We start from the raw sequence: 24325 nt of genomic DNA, 5'->3' as shown, positions 1-24325 counted from the left end.
GGGAGCGCCGTCACGCGGGAGCGCGTGCGGCACCCCAGACCTCCGCGCGGACGTCCACCTCCCGCCGGGCCACCGAGTCCGCGCACTCGGCCGTGAGAGAGCCGGGCCACCGCACCACGCCGTGCAGCGGCTCCAGCCTGCAACCCCGCAGCTCCTTGGCGCGGTAGGCGCCGTTCCCGAAGCGGAACCGGCGCACGCCCGCGTCGAGCCCCCACAGCAGGGGCTCGTAGAACATCAGGTTGAAGTAGACGAACGCGTCGCCGATCGCCGAGTAGTCGAAGCCCACGCTGCGGATGTGCAGGGTGTCCCCGTCGCGCAGGCAGACGCACACACCGACGGCCGTGCCGTCGCGGTCGGCGGTGAACACCAGCACGTCGTCGTCCAGCGTCGAGGCGAGGTCCCGGTAGTCCTCCAGCACCGACTCCACCGAGGCCGCCACGCCGTACTTGTCCGCCAGCCGCACCTGGAGCAGCGCGGTCCGCTCGCCCAGCACCGCGGTCGACTCGTGCACGGCGGTCGTCAGCCCGGAGGCCAGGTACTGCCCGCGCTCCCGGCGGATGCTGCCGCGCCGCCCGCGCGGGCGGCGGGCGAGGTAGCCCTCGAAGTCCGTCCACTCGACGTCGAGGACGGTGTCGGCGCCGACCACGGCGTGCTCGCGCGTCCCCAACGCCTCCGCGATCTCCTCGACCACCGCGCCGTCGGGCAGGTAGGCGAACGTCAGCACCGAGCCGTCCGCGTCGGCCAGTGCCGACGCCGCGGCGGCCAGTGCGGCGCGGACCTCGGTCTCGACACCGCCCAGGACCCGGAACAGGCAGCGCGACCCGGAGACCGCTGAGAACAGCTGCGGGTACAGCCGGTCGACCGGCACCGGGGGCGTGCCGTTCGGGCCCGGCCAGAGCAGTTCGACGACGTCGTAGTTCGCGGAGGCGCGGGACCCGTCCTCGGTCGCGCGCAACGCGGTGAGGCCGAGCAGCTCGCCGCGGTCACCCCTGGCCGTGACGTACCGCATGCGCCCCCGGGACCGCCGGTCGCAGTACCGCAGCCACGCGACGGACTCGTGCAGCGGGACGTCCGGTGCGAGCCGCCGGTACTCGGTCGCGAACGCCGCCACGTCGTCGTGGACGGCCGTCGTGATCACCGGGCACCGTCGCCGAGCGCGGACGCCAGCTCGCGGACGGTCGGGTGGTCGAACACCAGGTCCACGCTGATCGCTGTGCTCATCCTGGCCTTGATCCTCGACACCAGCCGCAGCGCGAGCAGGGAGTGCCCGCCGAGGACGAAGAAGTCGTCCTGCGCGCCGACCCGGTCGCGCCCCAGCACCTCGGCCCAGATCCTGGCCAGGTCCTCCTCCCGCTCCGACAGCGCCTCGGTGGCGGTGGGCTCCTGGTCGACCAGGAGCTCTGGGGCGGGGTCGGGCAGCGCGCGGCGGTCGGTCTTCCCGTTGGCCGAGGTCGGGATCCGGGGCAGCGGCACGAAGTCCACCGGGACCATGTACGCGGGCAGCCGTCCGGCCAGGTGGGCGGTCAGCTCCGCGCTCGCGGGCGCGGCACCGGGCTTCGGGACGACGTAGGCGACCAGGCGCACCGGATCGCCCCGCAGGTCGACCGCGCAGTCCCCGACGGCGTCGTGCGAGCGCAGCGCGTGCTCGACCTCCTCCAGTTCGACGCGGTAGCCGTGCAGCTTCACCTGGCTGTCCACGCGGTGCAGGAACTGGAGGTGGCCGTCCGCGCGCCGCCGCACCACGTCACCGGTCCGGTAGAACCGCAGGCCGGGGGCGAGTTCGACGAACCGCTCGGCGGTCAGCTCGGGCGAGGTGTAGCCCGCGGCGAGCCCGGCTCCGCCGATGTGGAGCTCACCGGGCAGCCCGACGGCCGTCGGCATCCCGGCGGGGTCGAGCACCCGGACCTCGGTGTTGGGCAGAGGCCGTCCGATCGGCACCGCGGTCTCGTCACCCCGCACGCGGTACGCGGTGGACCAGATGGTGGTCTCGGTGGGCCCGTACAGGTTCCAGCACCGGTCGACCCTGCCCGCGAGCCACGCGGCGAGGTCGGCGGGCATGGTCTCGCCGCCGCACAGCGCGGTGAAGCCGCCCTCGGGCCGCCAGTCGACCTCGGCGAGCATCCGCCACGTCATCGGGGTCGCCTGCGCCACGGTGGCCCGCGACGCGGTGAGCAGCGCGGCCAGCGCCTCGCCGTCGGACACGACCCTCGTCGGCGCGATGACGAGCGTGGCGCCCGCGACCAGGGGAGCGAACAGCTCCAGGGCGGCGATGTCGAACGTCGCCGTGGTGACGGCGAGCAGGACGTCCCGCTCGGTGATCCCGACCTGGCGGCACATCGCCCTCAGCAGGTGCGAGAGCGCCCCGTGCGGCACCAGCACGCCCTTGGGGTCGCCGGTCGAGCCGGACGTGTGCAGGACGTAGGCGAGGTCGTCGCCGCCCACCGCCGTGACGACGGGGCCACCCGCACCGCTCCCGTCGACCAGGACGACCTTCCGGCCGTCGAAGAGCCCGGCCAGCGCCCGCTCGGTGACCACGACCTCCACGGCGGCGTCGGCGAGCACGAAGTCGTTGCGCGACCGGGGGTGGCGGTGGTCCAGCGGGACGTACGCCGCACCCGCCATGGCGGTGCCGAGCAGGGCCACCACCAGCTCGCAGGACCTGTCCACGCACACCGCCACCCGGTCCCCGACCTCGACGCCGCGCCGCGCGAGCGCCCCCGCGAGCCCCGCCGCCCGGTCGTGCAGCTCCCGGTAGGTCAGGACGTCGTCACCCGCCCTGACCGCGACGGCGTCGGGCCGCGCGGCCACGCGCTCCCGGAACAGGTCGACCAGGGTCGGACCGCTCTCGTCCACGGACACCTCGGGGACGGTGGCCGCCTCCGCCTCCCGGTCCGCGTCGACGAGCATGTCCAGCGAGTCCACCGGCGCGTCCGGCGAGTCCACCGCAGAGGCCAGCAAGCGCTGGAAGTGGCCGACCATGCGCTCGGCGGCGTCGGGGTCGATCAGGTCGGTGTTGTACTCCCAGATCAGCGTGAGCCGCTCCCGCTCACCGGGAGCCCCCGAGGTCCGGAGCTGCTCGGCCCTCGGCACGACGACCACGTTGACGTCGAACTTGGCGGTGTCGTTGTGGTACTCGGTGAGCGTGCCCACCGCGTCCGGCCAGTCGAAGGGCGGCACGGGGGAGTCGTGGAAGCTGAAGCACGTCTGCACCAGCGGGTTGCGGCTGGCGTCGCGGGGCAGGTTCAGCTCGCGCACCACGTCCTCGAACGGGGCGTCCTGGTGGGCCAGCGCTTCGAGCACCGCGGTCCTGGTCCGCGAGGCCAGCTCGCGGAACGACTCGGCACCGGTGACCTCGGTCCGCAGCCCCACCATGTTGACGAGCATCCCGATCAGGTTCTCGGTTTCCACGCGGTCCCGGTTCGCCATCCACGAGCCGACGCACAGGTCCCGCGCGCCGCTGTAGCGGTGCATGAGCAGGGTGAACGCCGAGAACATCAGCACGAACAGCGACAGCCCCTCGGCGGCGGCGAACTCGCGCAGCCCGGCGTAGAGCGGTCCGGGCAGCGCGACGCGCAGCGCCCGTCCGCTGAACGTCTGCTTCGCGGGCCGGGGGCGGCTGACGGCCAGGTCGAACGGCGTCACCCCGGCGAGCTTGCGCTTCCAGTAGGGGAGCACCTCGGCGCGCCTGCCGCCGAGGTAGCGCTCCCGCTGCCAGGCCGAGAAGTCGGCGAACTGGACCGGGAGCGGGGCGAGCGCGGGCTCCGCGCCGCGGACCCACGCGCCGTAGAGCTCGGACACCTCGCGCCAGAGCACGGCGACCGACCAGCCGTCGTGCACCAGGTGGTGCTCGGTCTCGGTGATCACCCAGTCGTCGTCGGCGACGCGGTAGAGCTTCCAGACGATCAGCGGCCCGTGCTCCAGGTCGAACGAGCGGGCGATCTCCTCCCGCTGCCCGCGCGCCAGCGCGGCCTCGCGCTCGGACTCCGGGAGGTGGCGGAGGTCCTCCAGGGGGAGGGGGACCTCGGTGGGCGGGTGCACGACCTGCACCGGTCCGTCGAGGGAGTCGTGGAAGGTGGTGCGCAGGACCTCGTGCCGGGCGACGACCTCGGTGAGCGCGCGCTGGACCAGGTCCGGCCGCAGGTCTCCGGTGAACCGCACGCCGCACTGGAAGTGGTAGGCGCGGTTGCCGCCCACGAGCCGGTCGAGGAACCAGACCTGCTCCTGCCCGAACGACACCGGCGACGGCGCGCCCGCGACGGACGTCGGCACCAGGGGCGGTTCGGTGCTCGCCGCACGCGCGGGTGCCCCGCCCAGCGCGAGCGCCATGCGCTCCACGGTGGGGTGGGACAGCGCGAGCCCGGTGGGCACGTCCACGTCGAACACGCGCCGCAGCCGGGTGGCGACCTGCGCGGAGAGCAGGGAGTTGCCGCCCAGGTCGAAGAAGTGGGCCGTGCGGCTGGTGACCGGACGTCCGACCAGGTCCGCGATCAGGTCGGCGACGAGCTGCTCGACCCCCGGCCTCGGCGGCTCGTCGTCGTCGGTCCGACCGGACTCGGCGGCCAGCTCGCGCAGCGCGGAGCGGTCGACCTTCCCGTTGCCGTTCAACGGGAACGCGGGCAGCGGGCGGAGGGCACCGGGCACCATGTAGGCGGGCAGCAGCTCGACGAGGCGCGCCTCGACCCGCGCGGGGTCGAAGTCCTCGGCGACGACGAAGGCGGTGAGCCCGGTCAGCGCGGTCCGGGGACCGGTGGCGACGGCCACCGCGCCGCGGACGCCGGGGCAGGCCAGCAGCGCGGCCTCGACGTCGCCCAGTTCGATCCGGAACCCGTTGACCTTCACCTGGTTGTCGGCCCTGCCCAGGAACTCGATCGCGCCGTCGGGCATCACCCGGCCCCGGTCCCCGGTGCGGTACAGGCGCTCCCCGGTGTCGGGGCGGGTCGGGAAGCTCGCCGCGGTGCGCTCGGGATCGCGCCAGTAGCCCCTCGCCAACCCGGTACCGGTGATGCACAGCTCACCGGTCAGGCCGTCCGGCACCGGCCGCAGGTCGTCGTCGAGCACGAGGCAGCCCTCACCCGGCAGCGGGACGCCGTAGGGGATGCTGGTCCAGGTCGGGTCGACCTCGTCGATGACGTGGACCAGCGAGTAGATGGAGTCCTCGGTGGATCCGCCCATGCTGACCAGGGTGGCGTCCGGGAAGTGCGCGCGGATCCGGTCCGGCAGGTCGACGGGGATCCAGTCACCGGTCAGGATGACCAGCCGCAGCGCCGGGGGCGCGGGCGTCCCGGTGTCCTCCAGCCAGGTCAGGAGCATCCCCATCAGCGCGGGCACGCTGTGCCACACGGAGACCCCGTGCCGCAGCATCGACTCGACCCAGTGCTCGGGATCGCCCGCGGCGTCGGCGTCGGGCAGCACGACCGCGCCGCCGACGGCCAGCGGCCCGAAGACGTCGTAGACGGACAGGTCGAAGCTCAGCGACGACAGGCCGAGGGTCCGGTCGGCGGGCCCGACCCCGAACCTGCGGTCGACCTCCAGCACCGTCTCGGTGACGCCGCCGTGCTCGATCATCACGCCCTTGGGCACACCGGTGGACCCCGAGGTGAACATGACGTAGGCCAGGTCCCCTGGGAGGTCGGGGGAGGGCGGGCCCGCCACCGCGGTCAGCCGTTCGTCCACGAAGGACTGCTCCACGCCGGTCAGCCCGCAGAGCAGACCGGGCCGGGTGAGCGCGATCCGGCACCGCGCCAGTTCCAGGACCTGGCGCAGCCGGGCCTCGGGCAGGCCGGGGTCGACGGGCAGGTAGGCGGCTCCCGACTTGAGGACGCCGAGCACCGCGACGACCTGCTCCCACCCCTTGCGCAGGGCGACCGCGACGAGTTCGTCCCGGCCGACGACCGGCCGCAGCCCGACGGCCACGGCCTCGGCCAGCCCGTCGAGCTCGCGGTAGGTCAGGGTGCGGTCGGGCGTGACGACCGCGACCGCGTCCGGCGTGCGGGCGGCGGAGTCCTCGACGAGCCGGTGCAGCGACCGGGCTGAGGTGTTGTGGTCCATGAGGCGTTCCCCTTCTGGTCGGTCCGGCGGTCAGCGCAGGTCGGCGACGAGTTCCCCGAGGTGGTCCATGCCCCGCAGCACCGACTTCCGGTCGACGCCGAAGTCGACGAGGCACGCGATCTCGTCCACGCCCGCCTCCGCGAACGCGCTCACCGCGCGGTGCGCCGTGGCCAGGGACCCGAACAGCCCGCTCTCCCTCGAGTAGCGGTCGAAGGCGCGCCGCACCAGCGCCTCCGCGTCGGCCTCGCTCACCTCGTCGATGCCCTCCGTGGTCGGACCGGAGCGGGTGGTCAGGTCCAGCGAGCTGGCCAGGTAGCGGCTGAACGGCTCGCGGACCTCCTCCAGGACCTGGTCGTCGGACGTGCCCAGGTAGGTGTGCAGCATCAGGGTCACGTGGCCGCGCGCGTCGGGTCCGTGCGCGGCGCGCAGGGCGTCCCGGTAGACGCCGATGTTGCGGGCCAGCACGGCCGGTCGCTGGCCGAGCACGTGGGTGAGCAGGTTCCCGCCGAGCCTGCCCGCGGTGCGGAACGTCTCGGGGTTGCCGGAACTGGTGATCCAGAAGGGCAGTTCCGGCTGCACGGGGGTCGGGAAGATCCGCACCGTGGACGTCCCGCCGCTGCCGTCGGTCCTGGTGATGCTGTTCCCCGCCCACAGCGCGCGCACCACCTCGACGTGCTCGGCCAACAGCGCCCGCCGGTCGGCGTAGGCGCGGGTGGGGTCGGGGTGCAGCAGGAAGTCCACCGCGTGCCAGCCGGAGGCGAAGGCCACCGCGGCCCGGCCGTCGGAGAGGTTGTCGACCATCGACCACTCCTCGGCCACCCGGATCGGATCGTGCAGCGGCAGCACGACGCTGCCCGCCCTGACCCCGATCCTCTTCGTCACCGACGCCACGGCCGCGCCGGTGATCGCCGAGTTGGAGTACAGGCCGCCGAACCGGTGGAAGTGGCGCTCGGGCGTCCAGACCGCCGTCAGCCCCGCCTCGTCGGCGAAGCGGGCGCCGTCCAGCAGCAGGTCGTACCGCCCTCGGTCGTCGCCCGAGGCGTCGTCGGCGAAGTAGAACAGGCTGATGTCCATCGGGTTCTCCCTGTCGGGTCGGGACGGTCGTGGTCAGGCGGAGGCCCCGGAGTAGCGGCGCAGCCCGGCCCTCCAGAGAGCCCTGGACGCGAGCGCGAGCGCGACCGCCAGCGCGGCCTGGGTCGCGAGGGACTGGAGCGTCAGCCGGGACGTGAGCGCCTCGGCGGGGACGGTGACGGCCAGGCCGATCGGCACCAGGAAGGTCAGGCCCACCCGCAGCCAGCCGGGGTAGAGGCCCACCGGCCAGCGCGCCGCCTGGTACACCCCGGAGAACAGCTCGGCGACGTTGTCCAGCCGCACGAACCAGAACGCCGTGGTGGTGACGATCATCAGGAAGCTGTGGACGAGCACCGCGCCCAGCACCAGCGACACCGCGAACGCGACCAGGGCGAGCGGGGCGACGCCGTCGCCGAGCCACACCACGGCGACCGCGACCACCCCGGCACCGGTGAGCAGGTCGAGCCCCTGCCACAGCCGCACCGCGCGGACGCTGACCACCAGCTGCGCGTCGGCCGGTTTGGTCAGCACGTGGTCGAGGTCGCCGTCCTGGATGTCGGTGAGCAGCTTGAGCGCCGCGGGCATCACCACCATCTGCACGAAGCCGTTCATCATGGTGAACACGCCCATCACCACCAGCAGCTGCTGGGAGGTCCAGCCGTTGAGCCGGTCGACCTCCCCGAACACCAGCGCGAGCACGGCGGCGCCGGTGACCAGCGACAGCGCGGAGTTCAGCAGGCGCGCCAGGAAGTTCGCGCGGTACTGGACCTCGTTGAGCACCTGGACGCGGAGGAACCGCCACACCAGCCCGGCCATCACGCGCCCACCCCCGCGTACCGGCGCACGGCCCGCTTCCACACCACGGCCACCGCCGCCGCGCCGACCGCGATCCACAGCGCCTGCGCGGCGAGGCCGCCGAGCAGCCACGCGGTGGACCGGCTGCTCACCAGCGAGTCGATGGGGAAGCCGAACGTCCACTTGAACGGCAGGTGGTCGGCGACCGACCGCGCCCAGTCGGGCAGCAGGGCCAGTGGCACGAGCCGTCCCGACAGCAGGAGTTCGAACACCAGGTACAGCTCGAACAGCGCGCTGGCGCGGGTGGTCCAGAACGTGACGAGGCCGAGCAGCCACAGCAGCAGCGACCGGATGACGAACGCGCCCCAGATCGCGACCAGGAACACCGCCACCTGCACCGGGCGGACGTCGATCGTCGGCTCGAACACCCACGTCAGCAGCGCCGCGATCGGCAGCCACAGCACGATCCAGACGACCTTGGCCCCGGCGAACCCGGCGAGGTCGTGGTGGACGGGGTGCACCGGCAGCAGGAGCCGTCCCGACATCCGGCCGCTGGCGATGCGCCACTCGAAACCGGGGGGCGCGTAGACCAGGTTCATGTTCCGGACCAGGGTCCACAGGATGTAGTAGGCCGCCAGCGACCCCGCGGTGTAGCCGCCCACGCTGCCGCCCTTGGCCTCGGCGACGGTCCGCCACACCACGAGGTAGATCACCGGTTCCGCGAGCATGCCGACCAGGAACAGGTAGTTGGCCGCCCGGTAGCTGAAGTGCTGGACGGCGGAGAGCTTGCCCGCCTGGACGTAGAAGTCCGCCAGCGCTCGCAGCCTCGCCGCCGGACGCTCCCGCACCACCGTCATCGCGGCACCTCCGCCACCGCGCCCGCGGTCCCGGAGGAGAAGACCTGCCCGATGACGTCCTCGACGGGCGGCGCCTCCACGGTCAGGTCGAGGACGTTGTGCTCGGACAGCAGCTTCGCGATGGCGGCGGGCGCGGTCGCGCGGGGCACCCGCAGCCGGACGCGCCCCCCTTCGGAGGAGAGCACCTGACCGCAGCCCCGAAGGTCGGGGTCCACCTCGTCGAGCGTCGCCTCGATCTCCCGGTGTGCGGCGAACTCCTCGCCCAGCGCGGACAGGTCGCCGTCGAACAGCAGCCCGCCGCGGTGGATCACCACCACCCGCCTGCACAGCGCCTGCACGTCGGCCATGTAGTGGCTGGTGAGCAGGACGGTGGCGCCGTGGCGCCTGCTGTACTCGGCGACGAAGGACCGCACCCGCTTCTGCATCGTCACGTCCAGCCCGAGCGTGGGTTCGTCGAGGAACAGCACCTCCGGCCGGTGCAGCAGCGAACCGACCAGCTCCGCCTTCATCCGCTCGCCCAACGACAGCGTGCGCACCGGTTTCCTGATCAGGTCCCCGATCTCCAGCAGCTCCACCAGTTCCTCGCGCGTGCGCCGGAACCGCGCCGGGGGGACCTGGTAGATCGCGCGGTTGAGCTCGTAGGAGTCCGAGGCGGGCAGGTCCCACTGCAACTGGTGGCGGTTGCCCATCACGAGCGCCATCCGGCGCAGGTACTCGCGCTCCCGCCGGGCGGGCACGTGCCCCAGCACGGTCGCCGCACCCGAGGTGGGGTGCAGCAGGCCGGAGAGCATCTTCAGCACCGTGGTCTTGCCCGCGCCGTTGGCACCGAGGAAGCCGACCACCTCGCCGCGCGCCACGGTCAGGGTGACGTCCTCGACGGCGTGGACGGTGCGGGTCCTGCGCCGCACCAGGTTCCCCACGGCGGCCCGCAGGCCGGGTTCCCGTTCGGTCACCACGAAGGACTTCGACAGCGCCCGGACGTCGATCGCGATCTCCGCGCTCATGCCACGGCCTCCCCGTCGTCCACGAGCACCATCCGGAGTTCGGAGGTGTAACCGGCCCCGGTGGCGTCCTCCAGCCAGTTCTGCGACAGGTCGGGCAGCATCTCCGCGACCGTCACCGGCTCGGGCCTCGGCAGGCCGCCCGCCTGGCGCACCGCCTTGGCGAACCGGTCGACCAGCGGACCGGAGGTGAAGTCGAGGAAGATCGGCTTGCGTTCCCCGCGCACCCGGTAGAAGGCGAGCCTCGGCAGGCCGTGCTCGGCCCTCCAGCGCTGGGCGCCGCGGAACCGGTCCACCGGCTGCTTCGCCGTCGCCCACCCGATCTCGGCGGGCGGGAACGACCAGGTCTCCCTGGCCAGCACCAGCCGGTCGATCGAGATCCTCGGCCGGTGCGGGGCGGGCGGCAGCGGCCGGAAGGCGTCGACCACGGCGGCCGACAGCTGCTCGCCCAGCAGTTCCAGCAGGTCGAAGTCGCCGTCCCCGCGCCGGGAGCGCACGACGAGCCGCCCGGCCTCGCGGTGCACCTCCAGCGCGGCGGACGGCACCACCGGGCCGGGGGCGCCGCTGTCGTCGTCGTGCAGGCACCAGTAGCGGAACCGCTCCGACAGCAGCGCCGCCGGGTAGACCCTGGAGTTGACCTGCGGCCAGTCCTTGGTGGGCACGGAGTAGATCCGGCGGCCCGCGTGGTCCTGCTCGCTCGCGGCCAGCAGCGCGGCGCGGTCGGGGTGCCGTTCGACGAACATCCTGCTCTCGGTGGTGTTGGTCGCGAGGTGCAGTTCGCCGAGCACGACCGTGAACTCCCCGCGCCGCAGGGCGTCGAGCCCGTCGGCGGCGATCATCAGGTCGGGGGCGACGTAGCGGGCGGACGACCACGGCGGCGGGGAGGCGGGGAACAGCTCGGCCACCCGCTCGGCGATCCGGTCTGCCTGAACCCGGTGCTCGCGCACACCGGGCGGTACGGCCAGGACGCGCGCCCACCTCTCCTGGAACTCCGCCACGGCGGCGGCGACCGGGCGCGGCGGTCCTGATCGGACCACCAGGTGGGGCGTGGCCACCCCGAGCAGCCGTGCGAGCGGCACCGAGGTCCCGCCGTCGTGGGCCAGGCACGAGTCGAACAGCCGGTCCAGCAGGTCGAGGTAGTCGCGGGCCGCGCGGGCGACCAGCCAGCGGGCGCTGTCGGCGAGGAGCCCGAGCGGTGCGCCGACGGCCCGCCGCACCGGCAGGCCCAGTTCCAGGTCGACCGCCCGGCGCGAGTCCTCGTAGACGAGCCCCCGGCCCGCGTAGGACTCGCCGTGGCGCCGGGTCGCGTCCCGTCCGGTGAGGCGGTGGAAGGTCTCGCCCAGGTCGGCGACCGCCGCCAGCACCTCGTCCGCGTCGCCCGCCGCGGCGGCGGCGGTGTCGCGGGCCCGCACCAGTTCGTCGAGCTGGCCCAGTGCCCACCGCCGCGTCACCGGATCGCCGATCAGCGCCAGCTTGGCGCGCAGGGTCCGCTCCGGGTGCGCCTCCACCGGACCTTCGAGGGTGAGGTGCACGAGTTCGCCGTCCCGCCACCCCAGCAGCGTCGGCAGCGCGTCCGCACCCAGGTCGCGAACGGTCCTGGTGCCGTCGCAGGCGCGCAGCAGCGCGGCGTGGCCGGGGCTCAGGCGCACCGGGTCCCCGTGCGGCCTGCGCAGGACGTCGCCGTCCAGCCAGCAGCCGCCGACCGGGCGCGGTACCAGCCACGGCTGGACGTCGGGGTGCTCCGACAGGCGGGCGGCGAGCGCGTCGACGGCCCAGACCTCGAAGTACAGCGTCCGGTCCGTCACCAGGTCCGCACCGGGGCGCAGCCGCACCACGGCCTCGTCGTCGGTCAGCGTCGCCCAGGTCGCGGGCCCGAAGAACCCGATGGTGTCGTTCTTGGTGGTGTAGCGCTGGAGGTAGTTGGCCATCGCCAGGACGTGCCTCTGGTCGGGGCGCCTGCCGGGGACGCGGCGGGAGCGCACGCCGTCCAGCGCGTTGCGCACCACCGCGGGGTTCTGCCAGGCGACGGCCTCCCGGAAGCGCGGGTCGGCGGCCAGCGCCCGCAGCCGTCGGTCCAGCTCCCGCTGCCACCGCTCCCACTCCAGCCGGAACCCGGCCAGGTCGTCGGCGGACCGCCACGACCGCTCGGCGGACGCGGCCAGCTCGGGGTCGCCGAGCAGCAGCACGTCGGCGGCGGGGAAACCGGCGCTGCGCAGGACGAAGTCCCGCCACACGTGCCACCCGGCGCCGTCCAGCGGCACCAGGTGCGAAGCGTCGTGCGGACCCACGTGCCACCCCTCAGATCGCGGCGTGCTCGGGATTGGACATGCCGCCGAGGCGGTAGCGCAGCGACGGCAGCCCCGTGCACGCGGTCGGCACGCCGAGCCGGTCGAGCTGTTCGAGGACGACGTCGTCCTCGCCGAGCCGCGCGGCGACCTCGTCCGGGGTGCGCGGGCGGCTGAACCGCAGCAGCCGCAGCAGCCGGGTGTCGAACAGCCACGCGCCCATGTCGACCATGCCCGCCCGGACGTCGTCCCGGACGACGGTGCCCCCGGCGTCCACGACGCCCGCCCGCTGGAGCGACCGCCAGCGGTCCACCGCCTCCCGACCCGGTGGCAGCCACGGGAACCGGTCGACCGCCACCGGTCGGCTGTCGGAGCCGACCAGCGTGCGCCACGAGTGCACGGCGGGCAGGTCCCGCGACGCCAGCGCCAGCAGGCTGGCCAGGTGGTCGGGCGCCCAGACGTTGTCGTCGTCGAGGAAGGCGGTGTAGTCGGCGTCGCAGGTCTGCGCGGCGAGCTGGCGCAGTGCGGCGATCCGCTCGAACGGCGCCTCCGGCAGCACCCGCCCGGTGTCCACGGTGATCACCCGGAGTTCGGGGCGGCCCAGCACCGCGGTGTGGTCGCGAGGTGCCGGGCCGTCCCACCAGACCGTGACCCGCACGTCGGCGTCGACCCGCTGCGCGGCGACGCCCGCCAGCGCGGCCTCCAGCGAGGGGCGGTCGCCCTTGGTGACGACCACGACCTCGATCGAGGGGCGCCGGGCGACGGCCCGCGTCGGCGCGGAGGCGCCCGTCAGCGCGGCGGCGAGGGCGTCGAGCTGGTCGTCCAGCGCCAGGAAGGCGTGGTGGGGCACGACGACGTGGGTCTCGTGCCACTGGCGTGAGCGCTTGGTGGGTGCGGCGAGGTGCCCGATCCCCGAGTACTGCTTGACCGTTCCCGGTCGGTACAGCGGACCCTCCGGCACCGGTGGGTACACCCGGTCCAACGTCAGGCCGGTCGCCTCCGCGACCCGCGCGACCACCTGCTCGGGAGTGCCCGAGCCGTCGGGGACGCGGACCGCGAGGCCGTAGAAGTTGCCCGACCGCAGCGCCCAGTCGTCGGAGGGGCAGTGCCAGCCCTCGGCCGCGAGCCGGTTGACGAACCTGAGGGCGGCCCGCGACCGCAGCGCGGCCTGCGCGGGCAGCCGGTCGAGCTGGTCGAGCAGCAGGGCCGCCGACACCTCCGACACGGAGTGGTTGGCGCCGTGCAGCAGGAACGCGGGCTCCAGCTCGTTGGCGGCCGACTCGGCGGGCAGCTCCGCGCGCCTGCGGGAGTCCATGACGAGCGACTCCGCCCGCGCTGCCACCTCCTCGTCGTCGGTGAGCACGGCACCGCCCTCACCGCTGGTGAGCACCTTGGTCGCCTGGAGGCTCATGATGCTGACGTCGCCGAGGCCGCCGATGCGGCGGCCGTCCGCGGTGAGCGAGAGCTGGCTGTGCGAGGCGTCCTCGACGATCAGCGAGTCGGGGAAGCGCGCCCGGAGCGCGTCGACGTCGGCGTGCTGGGCGTAGAGGTGGATCGCGAGCACCACGGCCGGCGACTCGATCGGCGTTTCCCCCACCAGGCAGGGGGATTCCTCGTCGGCGTCGTAGAAGGCGGGCGTGGCCCCGACCCTGAGCACCGAGGTCGCGCAGCTGACCCACGTGGTCGCGGGCATCAGCACGACGTCGCCCGGACCGACGCCGAGCGCCTGGAGCGCGACCAGGATCGCGCTGGAGCCGCTGGTGGTGAGCACGCAGTGCTCGCGCCCGGCGCGGTCGGCCAGCGCCCTCGCGGCGGCGACGTTGCGCGACGCCCACGTGCTGCGGGCACCGCTGACGGCGAGCCTGCCGCTGAGCAGCGCGCCGCCCACGGCCTGCACCGACCACTCGTCGGTCTCCGGCCACCTCGGCCAACGGCGGTCGGCGGGCACCGGGACGTTCTGCTCGTTCACGGGTTCTCCTTGCTGCGGTTGCCGTTGCCCGTGGGCACCACCGCCAGGGGCAGGGTGAGGCGGGAGGGGACCTTTCGCGACGGTGCGGGCGTGAAACCCGCGCACAGGGCGGGCGTCAGCCGCACCTGGTGCGCCCGGTAGGGCTCGTAGGAGGTCTCGTCGAAGTCGACGTACCTGTTGTGGTAGCACCACTCGCACTCCTCGAACCGCTCGGACAGCGCCTCGCGGCCCCGGCCGTGCGCCGCGCGCAGCCGCTGGTAGGCGGGTCCGTTCCAGATGTCGTCGAAGCTCGTGGTGGTGAGGTCGCCGAGCAGGTGCTGCTCGGCGGGAGCGCCGATGAGGTGGTCGCAGAAGCCGACCTGGCCCCGGTGGTTGACGTAGCAGTACATCCACGGGTGGGTGCAGGTCTTGTCCGCGTGGTGGTCGTCCGCCCACAGCGGGTCCAGCGAGGCGTTGACCTGGACGGTCACGTCCTGCGCCCGCGCGGCCTCGGCCATCCTGGTCAGCTCGGTCAGCATCCTCTCCCGGTGGTGGACCAGGTTGTCCGGATCGTCCTCGGAGGTCGTCAGCGGGTTGAGCTGGACCTTGATCCCGAGGTCGGCGGCCACGCGCACGATCCGGGTCAACTCCGGCAGGGCGGCGGGCTGCACCACGACGTTGAGGTGGATGCCGTCCGTGCCGACACCGCTCACCCGCGCCTCGTCGGCGAGGATCCGCAGGTTGCGCAGGACGACGTCGAACTTGGCGCCCTTGCGGAGCACCTCGAAGGTCTCCGGTTCCCCGGCGTCGAACGACACCGCGATCAGCGCCCCGCCGCGCACCAGCTTCCGCCACAGCTCCTCGTTGGGCACGGTGAGGTTGGTGACGAGGCGGATCCGGCAGCCGTGGGCCAGGGTCTTGTCGACGAAATCGGGGAACCGCTTGAGGATGGTGCTCTCACCCCAGCCGCGCAGGTCGACGATCTCGGCGGTGGGGAACAGCTCCTCGGCCACCCGGTCGAACAGCTCCACGCTCATGTTGCGGGAGGGCAGGAAGGGGCCCGCCGACCGGCACATCGGGCAGGACAGGTTGCAGTTCTCGGTCAACTCGATGAACAGCACCCTCGGTTTGCTCGTCAGCACCACGGCCCTGCGCTCGAACTCGGCGATGTTGCGGTCGTGGTTCTCGGCTCGTGCACCGTTGTCGGTCATCCGGCGTCAGTCCTCCCGGCCAGCGCCTCGTCCACCAGCGCCGCGAAGGTCGTGCGGAACCCCTGGTCGGCGAAGATCGCGTACTCGTAGTGCTCGGCGTCGATGTCGTGCAGGTGCAGGGCACCCACGTGGGGGCGCCAGGCGGGCACCAGCTCGACCGGGGTGTCCGCGGCGAAGTAGTGCACCTCGCCGTCGTAGTGGCCCGGCTCGTACAGGCAGTCGGCCCGCAGGGTGCGCGCGAAGACCAGCAGTTGGCGTTCGAGGGTCTCGGCGTCCATCTCCTCGGCCAGCGCGTGCGAGCGCCGCAGCGCCTCCACCACACCCGCGTCGCCGGGGGACACCTCGGCGTCGGAGGTGTCGCCCACCCGGCGCAGCAGCTCCCGCAGCCTGCCCCGCTTGAGGTCCTCCTCCGACCCCAGCCTGGACAGGACCGCCGGGTCGGGCGGCTGGCTGTCGAACATGGCGAGCAGGCCGACCCGCGCCCCGGACCTCCTGAGCCTGCACGCGATCTCGAAGGCGATGGTGCCGCCCGTGGAGAAGCCGCACAGCAGGTACGGCCCGTCCGGCTGCACCCGCAGGACCTGCTCCAGGTAGATCGTGGCGAACTCGTCGATGGTCCTCGGCACGTCGCGCTCGCCGTGCAGTCCCGCCGCCCGGACCCCGGCCAACTGGACGGGCAGGTGCTTGCGCAGGGTCCTGATCGCGAACGCGTTGCCCGACGCGGAGTGGAAGTAGAACAGGTTGACCGCGCCGGGGACGGCTCCGGCGGGCAGCTGCACGCAGCTGTCCACCGGGGCCAGGGAGCGCAGGTGGGCCGCGACCCGCTCGACGGTGTCGTGCTCGACCACCGACCGGGCGGTCACCGGGGCACCGGTGACCCGCCGAACCCTGTCGGCCACCCTGGACGCGGCGGTCGCGTGCCCGCCGAGCGCCCCGAACCCGTCCCGAGGGGTGACCTCGGTCGCCCCCAGCTCGTCGGCGTAGGCCTCGGCGACCGCGGCCTCCAGCTCGTCGCGGAACCTCTTGCCGTAGTAGCCGGACACGGTGGTCACCTCCTGTTCTGCTCGCGCGCCGAACCCGTCAGGCGGGAGCGCAGATCCGGGTCAGGGCTCGGGCGTAGGACGGCGCGTCGGGGCGCGACCAGTCCGGGTCGAAGTAGGGGTAGTGCTCGGTGTCGTACTCGTGGCCCGCGCCGAGGAAGGAGACGACGTAGTCGCGGACCGCGGCCGTCTCCCGGTCGTCGCGGGGGACGGCCGCGTAGGACGCGCTCCACTGGAGGCGGTCGCGGCCCGACAGGCTCGCGTGCCAGAGGTTGACGTCGAAGGCGATGACGTCGCCGGGCGTGGAGTCGAGCGCCAGTCCCGGCCACAGCGCCGACTCCAGCTCCTCGTCGAGCACGGGCGCGCCGGGTGGGTTGTTCGCCCGGTGCGCCCGCAGCGCCTCGCCGACGTCCGCGTGGTGCGACCCCGGCAGCACCCGCAGCGCGCCGGTACCGGCGTCGAGCGGGTCGAGGTAGGCGACGACCTTGACGGCCCTCAGCTCGCGGTCGGAGGAGTCCGCGTGCCAGCTCGACGCGTCCCGGTAGAGGATTCCCTTGGCGGGCTTGGGGAGCACGTCCCGGCCGAGGAAGCCCCTGGCCGCGTCCATGATCCTCGGGTCCGCGAGCAGCGCCCGGCTCACGGGCGTCCTCGGCCCCGTCATCGGCAGGTAGAAGCCCGCGGTGCCGCTCGCCTCCACCACCTGTTCGGAGGGCAGTTCGTAGTTGGCGGACAGTGCTTCGAGCACCTCGGCGCGCAGCCGGGCGACCTCCTCCCCGTCCAGCAGGTTCCTCAGGACGACGAAGCCGTACGTCGAGAAGAAGTCCGCGCTCTCCGTCGTCCTCCGAGTCCGGTCACGCATGTTCGACCTCCAGGCGGGTCTTCCAGTGGTCGGCGACGTCGGCGATGACGTCGTCCAGGTCGCGTCGGGGGCGGAAACCGATCCGCGCCAACGCCTTGGAGGAGTCGGGGACGCGGCGGCGCATGTCCTCGAACCCCTCGCCGTAGGCCTGCTCGTAGCTCAGGTGGACGACGTCGCTCGTCGAGCCGGTGGCCGCGATCACGCGCTCGGCCAGCTCGCCGATGCTCACCCGCTCGGTGCCGCCGAGGTTGAACACGTCACCGTGCGCCCGCTCGTCGTCCAGCAGCGCCACCAGCGCGGGGACCACGTCGAGGACGTGGCAGAAGCAGCGGACCTGGCGGCCGTCGCCGTGGACGGTCAGCGGCCGTCCGGTGAGCGCCTGCCCGACGAAGCGGGGCACCACCATGCCGTAGCGGCCCGTCTGCCGCGGCCCCACGGTGTTGAACAGCCTGACGATGACCGCGGCCAGCCCGTGCTCGGTGACGTAGCCGCGGGTCATCGACTCGGCCACCGCCTTGGCCTCCGCGTAGGACCAGCGGCTCTTGAGCGGCGAGCCCAGCACGCGGTCGTCGTCCTCGCGCAGGCCGGTCCTGGTGTTCTTGCCGTAGACCTCGCTGGTGGAGGTGATCAGGACCGGGGCACCGTGCCGGAGCGCGGCGTCGAGCACGACCTCGGTCCCGTGCACGTTGGTGCGCAGGCCGTGCAGCGGCTTCTCCAGGATCTTGAGCACGCCCACCGACGCGGCGGCGTGGAAGACGCGGTCCGCACCGCGCGCGCACCGGTCCACCACCTCCCGGTCGCACACCGAGCCCACGACGAGCCGAAGACCGGGGTGGTTCGCCACGGCGGCCAGGTTGGACGGGCTGCCGGTGCTCAGGTCGTCGAGGACGACGACCTCGTCACCCGCCCGGAGCAGGTGTTCGGTCAGGTGGGAGCCGATGAAGCCCGCTCCTCCGGTCACCAGCGTGCGCACGGCCCCTCCTCCACGGCGACGGCGGTGTTCCCGCCGAGCTCGGCGGTCGGCCAGTCGATCGGGGCGCAGCGGAACGCCGTCGTCCCCTGCCCGCCGCGCTCCCACTCGGCCAGGTCGAACTGGTGCAGCTCCCGGCGCAGCCGGACGGTGAACTCCCAGTACGGGTGGTCGTGGGCGGCCAGCGCCGCGGCGAGGTCCTGGTCGGGCCGCTCGACCGGCGTGCCGCTCACCCCCGACAGGACGAGCACGTCCCGGCAGGTCCGGTGCATCTCGGCGAGGACGCGGCTGACCGTGCGCTCCGGGAACTGGCGCCAGTAGTCGGTGAGCACACCGAGGTCGAAGTGCCCGTCCTCCACGGGGATCCGGGTCCCCAGCAACCGGAGGTGCCGCTGAGGGCCGACGTCGCTCGGGTAGCACACCGTCGTGTGCCCGCGCAGGTGCTCGGGCCACCCCGCCGGGGCGCCCACCAGGAGCACCCGGCCGCTCGCCGCGATGCGCTCGACCAGCCGGGGCAGCCGTCCCAGGTGGGCGCAGTCCGACGTCTCCGCCACCAGGCCCTCGGCGAACCGCTCGACGGCGGGGACCAGTTCGCGGGAGTTCGCGATGTCGTAGCTGCACACCGCCTCCACCTCGACGGTGGGGTACGCGCGCACCAGGACGTGCTCGTTGCGGCGGTCCCGCACGACCTCGGCGTTGCGGTCGCGCTCGTGCGGCTGGTGGATCGTGATCGCGTCCGGGGCGAACACGGTGGGGAACCCGGCCTTCGCCAGCCGGTAGCCCAGTTCGAGGTCCTCGCAGCCCTTCACCTCGAAGTCGCGGTTGAACCCGCCGACGAGGTCGAAGGCCGACCTGGGCACGCTGACGTTGAGGGTCCAGAAGAACGCCCAGTCGGCGGGCCGGGGGACGGCGAGCAGCTCCGTGAGCGGGTCGTGCAGCGCCGGGGTCCGCGCGGCACGGGCGAACGTCGCCTCCGCGTCGGCGAAGTCCCAGTCGTCGCCCAGCGCCATCCGCCACGCCGCGGGCGTGGTCTCCCGGCCGCCCGCGTAGCCGCAGACCGCGACCGGGCCGCCCGCCTGCGCCCCGAGGTGCGCGCTGAGCAGGTCCGGGTGGCACAGGCAGTCGACGTCGAGGAACACGAGCAGTTCGCCGCGCGCCGCCGCCGCACCGGTGTTCCGCGCGGCGCCCGCGCCGAGCGCCGAGTCGTGGCGGACCAGCCGGACGTGGTCGCCGTCCACGAGGTCGGAGACCTCACCGGACAGCGGTGGTTCGGAGCCGTCGTCGACGACCACGACCTCGAACGCGTCGCGGGCCAGGGTCTGCGTCCTCAGGCTGCGCAGACCGTTGCGCAGCGCGGTCGACCTGTTGTGCGCGGGGATGACCACCGAGACGGCGAGCGCGCGGGTCCCGTCCGTCCGCCGCCCGTTCACAGCGCCACCGCGTTCGGGGACCTGGAGACGCCGTGCGCGTCGAACACCGCGCGCGACCGGGCGCAGACGTCGTCGACGTCGTAGGCCGCGTGGGGCTGGAGCAGCACGACGACGTCCATGGTGGACAGTTGCCCGTCGAGGTCGGCCGGTGCCACCGGGACGCCGTCGACCGACCACTCCGACAGGTGCGGGTCGTGGAAGTGCGGACGGGCGCCGCGCTCCCGCAGGATCCGGACGAGCGGGGCCGCGGGGGTCTCGCGGGTGTCGGCGATGTCCGCCTTGTAGGTCACCCCCAGCAGCAGCACCGACGCCTCCCGGAGCGGGAGGCCGCGCTCGCGCAGCGAACGCTCCAGCCTGCCCGCCAGGTAGGCGGGCATCCCCGTGTTCACCTCGTCGGCGGCCTCGACGACGCCCAGCCGCCGTCCCGACGTGCGCGCCCAGTGCGAGAGGTAGCGCGGGTCGACCGGGATGCAGTGCCCTCCCACGCCGGGACCCGGCCGGAAGCTCTCGAACCCGAACGGTTTCGTGGCGGCCGCCGAGACGACGTCCCAGACGTCGATCCCCAGCGCCTCGCAGCTCATCGCCAGCTCGTTGACCAGCGCGATGTTGACGTTGCGGTAGGTGTTCTCCAGCAGCTTGGCCATCTCCGCCTCGCGGGGCCCCGCGGTGAACACCGTGCGGTCGACGATCTTGCCGTAGACCCGCGCCGCGTGTTCGGCGCACTGCGGGGTGAGCCCGCCGATGATCTTGGGCGTGTTGCGCAGCCCGAACCTCCGGTTGCCGGGGTCGATCCGCTCCGGGGAGTACACCAGCGAGAAGTCCTCGCCCGCGGTGAGACCGCCGGTCTCCAGCAACGGCCGGAAGACCTCCTCCGTGGTGCCGGGGTACGTCGTCGACTCCAGCGACACGAGCACGTCGGCGCGCAGGAACGGCGCGATCGTGCGGGCCGCGGTGCGGACGGCGGCCAGGTCGGGTGTGCGGTCGGCGCGCAGGGGGGTGGGGACGCAGACCACGACGGCCGTGGCCGAGGCCAGGACCCCCGGTTCGGAACTCGCCTCGAACCCCAGGGCCAGCATGGCGGCGACGTCGGGGTCGCTCAGGTCGTCGACGTAGGAGCGACCGGAGTTGAGCAGGTCGACCCGTTCGCGGTCGGTGTCGTAGCCGTGGACCGACAGCCCGGCCATGACCGCCTCGTGCGCTATCCGGATGCCGACGTAGCCGAGTCCGACCACGACGACGCGATCGGTGCGTACCGCTTCCATGTGCGGTTCTCCCTCCGCCGGGCTCCGCCCGGCCGACTGCCGACTGAGGTGTGGACCTGGTGCCGTCGCGGCACTAGAGGAGGGTCCGGTGGACTTCGAACGCCTCGGCGTAGCGGACTCCTATTTCGGCGCCGCGCAGCACGGCGAGAGCCGACACCGATTCCTCGCTGCGAATGTGGGGAACCGGTCTGTGCTGGCTGGTGTATTCGCGCAACGCGGCCAGCTTCGTTTCCAGGTGGTCGCTGATGTCGATGAATGCGGTGGACAGGGCGAGCGGTTTGTTCGCCCACTGCAATTTGGACATCTCGTAGCTCATGACGTGCGGCACGAGCCACTTGCCGAAGGTGCGGCCGATGGGACGGGCGGCGGCGAACGCGGCGGAGAACGTCGCGACGTGGTCCTGGTCGTAGTCGTCCCCGCTGGGCAGCAGCAGGAGGTCGGGTCGGAGCCGGTCGACGTGGTCCTGGAACAGGTCGACGAGTTCCCGCCGGGGCAGGGTGTCGAGGCGCTCGGTGAGCTGCCGGTCGCCGTAGGCGATGGTGTGCTCGAAGCCGAGCAGCTTGCCGACCCGGTCGATCTCGGCGGTCCTCTCCCGGAAGGTGACCGGGTTCGCCAGCCCGTAGTGGCTCATCCCGTCGACCGACAGGTAGAGCACGTGGACCCGGCTGCCCGCCGTGGCGAGGCGGGCCAGCAGCCCACCGCACCCGAGCACCTCGTCGTCGGCGTGCGGCGAGATCACCAGCACGGTGTCGTAGGCGTTCACCGGGTGCCTCCCCCGTGCGGGACGGTCGAGGAGCGGCGGGCCGGTCGGGCCTGGACCAGGACGTCCCCCGGCTCTCCCGGCCCCTTGCCGAGCAGGTGCCCGACGTCCTCGACGTCGGTGACCTCGAAGCCCGCGAGCCGCAGGGCGAGGGTGATCTCGCGCGTGCGCCTGGGGCGGAGCCGGAGCTTGCGGTACCGGACCGACCTGACCTCGGCGTCCGCGTCCAGGACCTCGTACCGCATGACGCTGTCGGCCACGCCCGAGGCGCTGTCGTACGTGAGGTGCTCCTCGACCCGGAGGTGGTGGTCGCCCGTGTAGGGGAAGAAGCCGTGGGGGCGGGTGAGGCCGTGCGGTGCGGCGGCGATCGAGCCCAGTTCGACGACGTCGAACCGGGCCACGTCCAGCAGCAGGACGCCGTCGTGGCCGAGGGCGGAGCGGACGTTGGCGAACAGCCGGTCGACGGCCGCGTCGTCGACCAGGTGCGAGACGATGTCGTTCGGCAGGATGACCGCGTCCACCGGGCCCGCGGGCGGCACGTCGGGGAGGGTCTCCCTGATCAGCCTCACGCGCTCGGAGACGGCGGTGGGCTCGTCGCGGAGACGGCGTTCGAAGTGGCCGAGCATGTCCGCCGAGCTGTCGACGCCGATGGCGCGGACCCCGTTGCGGGCCAGCGGGAGCAGGACGTCGCCGGTGCCGCACCCGAGTTCCATCACGGTCGAACCGGCGGGCGCTCCCGCGAGCCTGTCCGCGTAGACCCGGTCGAAGCGCGGGGCGTAGCCGATTTTCCGGGAATACAATTCCGGGTCGTAGAAGGCGTTCGACATGTTCGTCTCCAGACTCACCCTGGATCTGCTCCTCGCCTTGTGGTGGTGATGTGCACGGAATTGCGCCTTGCTCGCCGGCCGGGCCCTGGGTGTCATGACGGGCGAGATGGTGATGTCGTCTTATTCCGTCCAAGTGGAACCCGGCCGGCAAGGCGTTCCGTGCACGGTGACGACGGTAGACATTCGTCGACCGCGATGGCAATCATCGAGATATATGAACGGTAACCGTGAAATATTCGACCGGGTCCCACCCTTTTCCGCGTCTCAACGACTCGAATCCGGATAGGGTTGTCCGGTGGACCGGTTGGTGGTGGACGTGGGCTCCGGGGTGGGAGCGGTCCGGGGTGTGGCCGAGGTCCGGCGGGACGGCGGGTGGGTGGTGCCGTCGAGGCTGCCCGCCTCGGCGTGGCCGGTGGACCCGGAGCTGGCGGAGAAGGCGCGGATGGCGGCAGGAGCGCGGGTGGAGTTCCGCACGGACGCCACCGGGCTGAGCTGGCCGGTGCGGACGGAGAGCCCCGAGGACGTCCGGCGGCCCGCCCCGTTCGACGTCGTCGTGGACGGCGTGCTGCACGCCCGGTGCGCGGTGGACGGCGACGGCGTGGTGGGGACAGACCTGCCGCCGGGGGAGAAGGTGGTGCGGATCTGGTTGCCGCAGTTCGGTTTCGCGCGCCTGGGAGCCCTGTCGCTGTTCGGCGCGAGCACCGTGGTCCCGGTCGACCCCCGCCCGAGGTGGGTGCTCTACGGCAGCTCGATCTCGCAGTGCACGGCCGCCGCGGGACCGTCGGAGACCTGGCCCGCGCTCGTCGCCGCGGAGCACGACTGGGACCTGCGCTGCCTCGGGTTCTCCGGGCAGTGCCACCTCGACCCGGTGGTGGCCCGGTTCGTGCGGGACGGCCCGGCCGACCTGATCGCGCTGTGCCTCGGGGTGAACGTGCACGGCAGGTCGTCCTTCACCCGGCGCACGTTCCGGCCCGCTGTGGCCGGGTTCCTGGCCACCGTGCGGGACGGCCACCCGGACACCCCGGTGGTGCTGATCACGCCGATCACCAGCCCGGCCCGCGAGCACGCGGTGAACGGGGCCGGGATGACCCTGGCCGACGTGCGCGGGGAGCTGGTCGGGATCCACGACGAGCTGCGGCACGTCGACCCGCGGCTGAGCCTGGTGCACGGTCCGGAGGTCCTCGGGCCCGCCGAGGCCGACCTGCTGGGCGACGGGCTGCACCCGACCGCGGCGGGCTACCGGCTCATGGCCACCAGGCTGGCCCCGCACCTGGCTCCGCGGCGGAGGACCTGACCGGGCGGGGTCACCTGCGGTGGACGACGGCGGTGAACCCGACGGACTCCCGCCCCGACCGCGTGCGCACCCGCTGCTCGGTGTAGCCGACGAGGTCCAGCGCGTCGCTCATCGCGACCTGGTCGACCACCCACCGCCTGTCGAAGTGCCGCGCGGTGTAGTCGCCCGCGGAACCGCCGGAGGGGTCGACGGCGAGGAAGGTGCCGTAGGGGCCGACCGCGCACGCGTCGTACCGGGCGGCGTAGTACGGATCGCGGTCGTTGATCAGGAAGTCCGACACGACCACGGCTCCGCCGCGCCGGGCCACCCTCGCGGACTCGGAGATGACCGAACGGCACCTCCCCTCGTCCACCACCGCCGTCAGCACGGCCTTGCACAGGACGACGTCGAAGGTGCCCGCGGCGAAGGGGAGCGCGGAGGCGTCGCCGCAGACCGCGAGGTCGCACCGCGTCGACCCGCGGGCGTTCGCGACCGCGGACAGGTTGTGGTCCAGGCAGATCCTGGTGCCCCCCGGCGTCGGCACCGAACCGGGTGCCGGTCCGCACCCGATGTCCAGCACGCGCCCGCCGGGCAGCGAGAGGAGCAGGTCGCGGTCCCACGTCAGGGTGCTGGGGATGCGGGCCGACTCCAGGGTCCGCCAGCCGAACCCGTCCAGCCCGGTCTCCAC

At 73.2% G+C, this 24325-nt stretch carries 18 protein-coding genes; 1 reads left to right on the top strand and 17 read right to left on the bottom strand.

Annotation, left to right across the window (positions count from 1 at the left end; genetic code table 11):
- Positions 1-10: 10 nt before the first annotated feature.
- From VFZ92_RS27530 to VFZ92_RS27455, 16 genes are all read right to left on the bottom strand, one after another.
- Positions 11-1138, bottom strand: a complete 1128-nt coding sequence (locus VFZ92_RS27530; protein ID WP_330878949.1) for a GNAT family N-acetyltransferase — start codon at positions 1136-1138, stop codon at positions 11-13.
- Positions 1135-6048 carry an amino acid adenylation domain-containing protein gene (locus VFZ92_RS27525; protein WP_330878948.1) on the bottom strand — a complete coding sequence of 1638 codons (4914 nt, stop codon included), beginning with the start codon at positions 6046-6048 and terminating at the stop codon, positions 1135-1137. Before VFZ92_RS27525 ends, VFZ92_RS27530 begins: the two co-directional genes overlap by 4 nt.
- A 30-nt stretch (positions 6049-6078) precedes the next feature.
- Complete coding sequence (locus VFZ92_RS27520) at positions 6079-7122, bottom strand: MupA/Atu3671 family FMN-dependent luciferase-like monooxygenase (RefSeq protein WP_330878947.1); 1044 nt, start codon at positions 7120-7122, stop codon at positions 6079-6081.
- A 33-nt stretch (positions 7123-7155) separates the two neighbouring features.
- Positions 7156-7935, bottom strand: coding sequence for an ABC transporter permease (locus VFZ92_RS27515; protein ID WP_330878946.1), 780 nt, complete (start codon positions 7933-7935; stop codon positions 7156-7158).
- Positions 7935-8771, bottom strand: coding sequence for an ABC transporter permease (locus tag VFZ92_RS27510; protein ID WP_330878945.1), 837 nt, complete (start codon positions 8769-8771; stop codon positions 7935-7937). The genes VFZ92_RS27515 and VFZ92_RS27510 overlap by 1 nt, the downstream gene beginning before the upstream one ends.
- Positions 8768-9775 carry an ATP-binding cassette domain-containing protein gene (locus VFZ92_RS27505; protein WP_330878944.1) on the bottom strand — a complete coding sequence of 336 codons (1008 nt, stop codon included), beginning with the start codon at positions 9773-9775 and terminating at the stop codon, positions 8768-8770. The genes VFZ92_RS27510 and VFZ92_RS27505 overlap by 4 nt, the downstream gene beginning before the upstream one ends.
- Entirely contained in the window at positions 9772-12060 is a 2289-nt protein-coding gene (locus tag VFZ92_RS27500; RefSeq protein ID WP_330878943.1) for a lantibiotic dehydratase, read from the bottom strand. The genes VFZ92_RS27505 and VFZ92_RS27500 overlap by 4 nt, the downstream gene beginning before the upstream one ends.
- Before the next feature lie 10 nt (positions 12061-12070).
- Complete coding sequence (locus VFZ92_RS27495; RefSeq protein ID WP_330878942.1) at positions 12071-14026, bottom strand: aminotransferase class I/II-fold pyridoxal phosphate-dependent enzyme; 1956 nt, start codon at positions 14024-14026, stop codon at positions 12071-12073.
- Positions 14023-15216 (bottom strand): radical SAM protein, encoded by a 1194-nt coding sequence (locus VFZ92_RS27490; protein ID WP_330878941.1) that lies wholly within the window; start codon positions 15214-15216, stop codon positions 14023-14025. Before VFZ92_RS27490 ends, VFZ92_RS27495 begins: the two co-directional genes overlap by 4 nt.
- A complete protein-coding gene (locus VFZ92_RS27485; protein WP_330878940.1) occupies positions 15213-16268 on the bottom strand; it encodes a thioesterase domain-containing protein in 1056 nt (351 codons plus the stop codon). The genes VFZ92_RS27490 and VFZ92_RS27485 overlap by 4 nt, the downstream gene beginning before the upstream one ends.
- A 28-nt stretch (positions 16269-16296) precedes the next feature.
- Positions 16297-17115 (bottom strand): phytanoyl-CoA dioxygenase family protein, encoded by an 819-nt coding sequence (locus VFZ92_RS27480; protein ID WP_330878939.1) that lies wholly within the window; start codon positions 17113-17115, stop codon positions 16297-16299.
- Positions 17108-18088, bottom strand: coding sequence for an NAD-dependent epimerase/dehydratase family protein (locus VFZ92_RS27475; RefSeq protein WP_330878938.1), 981 nt, complete (start codon positions 18086-18088; stop codon positions 17108-17110). Before VFZ92_RS27475 ends, VFZ92_RS27480 begins: the two co-directional genes overlap by 8 nt.
- Positions 18073-19515 (bottom strand): glycosyltransferase, encoded by a 1443-nt coding sequence (locus VFZ92_RS27470; protein ID WP_330878937.1) that lies wholly within the window; start codon positions 19513-19515, stop codon positions 18073-18075. Before VFZ92_RS27470 ends, VFZ92_RS27475 begins: the two co-directional genes overlap by 16 nt.
- On the bottom strand, positions 19512-20777 hold the full coding sequence (locus VFZ92_RS27465) for a nucleotide sugar dehydrogenase (protein WP_330878936.1): 1266 nt from the start codon (positions 20775-20777) through the stop codon (positions 19512-19514). The genes VFZ92_RS27470 and VFZ92_RS27465 overlap by 4 nt, the downstream gene beginning before the upstream one ends.
- 73 nt (positions 20778-20850) lie before the next feature.
- Complete coding sequence (locus VFZ92_RS27460; RefSeq protein WP_330878935.1) at positions 20851-21540, bottom strand: PIG-L deacetylase family protein; 690 nt, start codon at positions 21538-21540, stop codon at positions 20851-20853.
- Entirely contained in the window at positions 21537-22382 is an 846-nt protein-coding gene (locus VFZ92_RS27455; RefSeq protein WP_330878934.1) for a class I SAM-dependent methyltransferase, read from the bottom strand. The genes VFZ92_RS27460 and VFZ92_RS27455 overlap by 4 nt, the downstream gene beginning before the upstream one ends.
- Before the next feature lie 277 nt (positions 22383-22659).
- Between VFZ92_RS27455 and VFZ92_RS27450 the strand changes: the two genes are divergently transcribed.
- Positions 22660-23658 (top strand): GDSL-type esterase/lipase family protein, encoded by a 999-nt coding sequence (locus VFZ92_RS27450; protein ID WP_330878933.1) that lies wholly within the window; start codon positions 22660-22662, stop codon positions 23656-23658.
- Positions 23659-23668: 10 nt separating this feature from the next.
- On the opposite strand, the gene VFZ92_RS27445 is transcribed toward VFZ92_RS27450, so the two are convergent.
- On the bottom strand, positions 23669-24325 hold the full coding sequence (locus tag VFZ92_RS27445; RefSeq protein ID WP_330878932.1) for a class I SAM-dependent methyltransferase: 657 nt from the start codon (positions 24323-24325) through the stop codon (positions 23669-23671).

It is taken from the genome of Umezawaea sp., assembly GCF_036375055.1.
In the GTDB taxonomy this organism is placed as follows: Bacteria; Actinomycetota; Actinomycetes; order Mycobacteriales; family Pseudonocardiaceae; genus Umezawaea.
The sequence above is the reverse complement of the archived record's forward strand: the minus strand, read 5'-3'. Positions and strand labels throughout refer to the sequence as shown.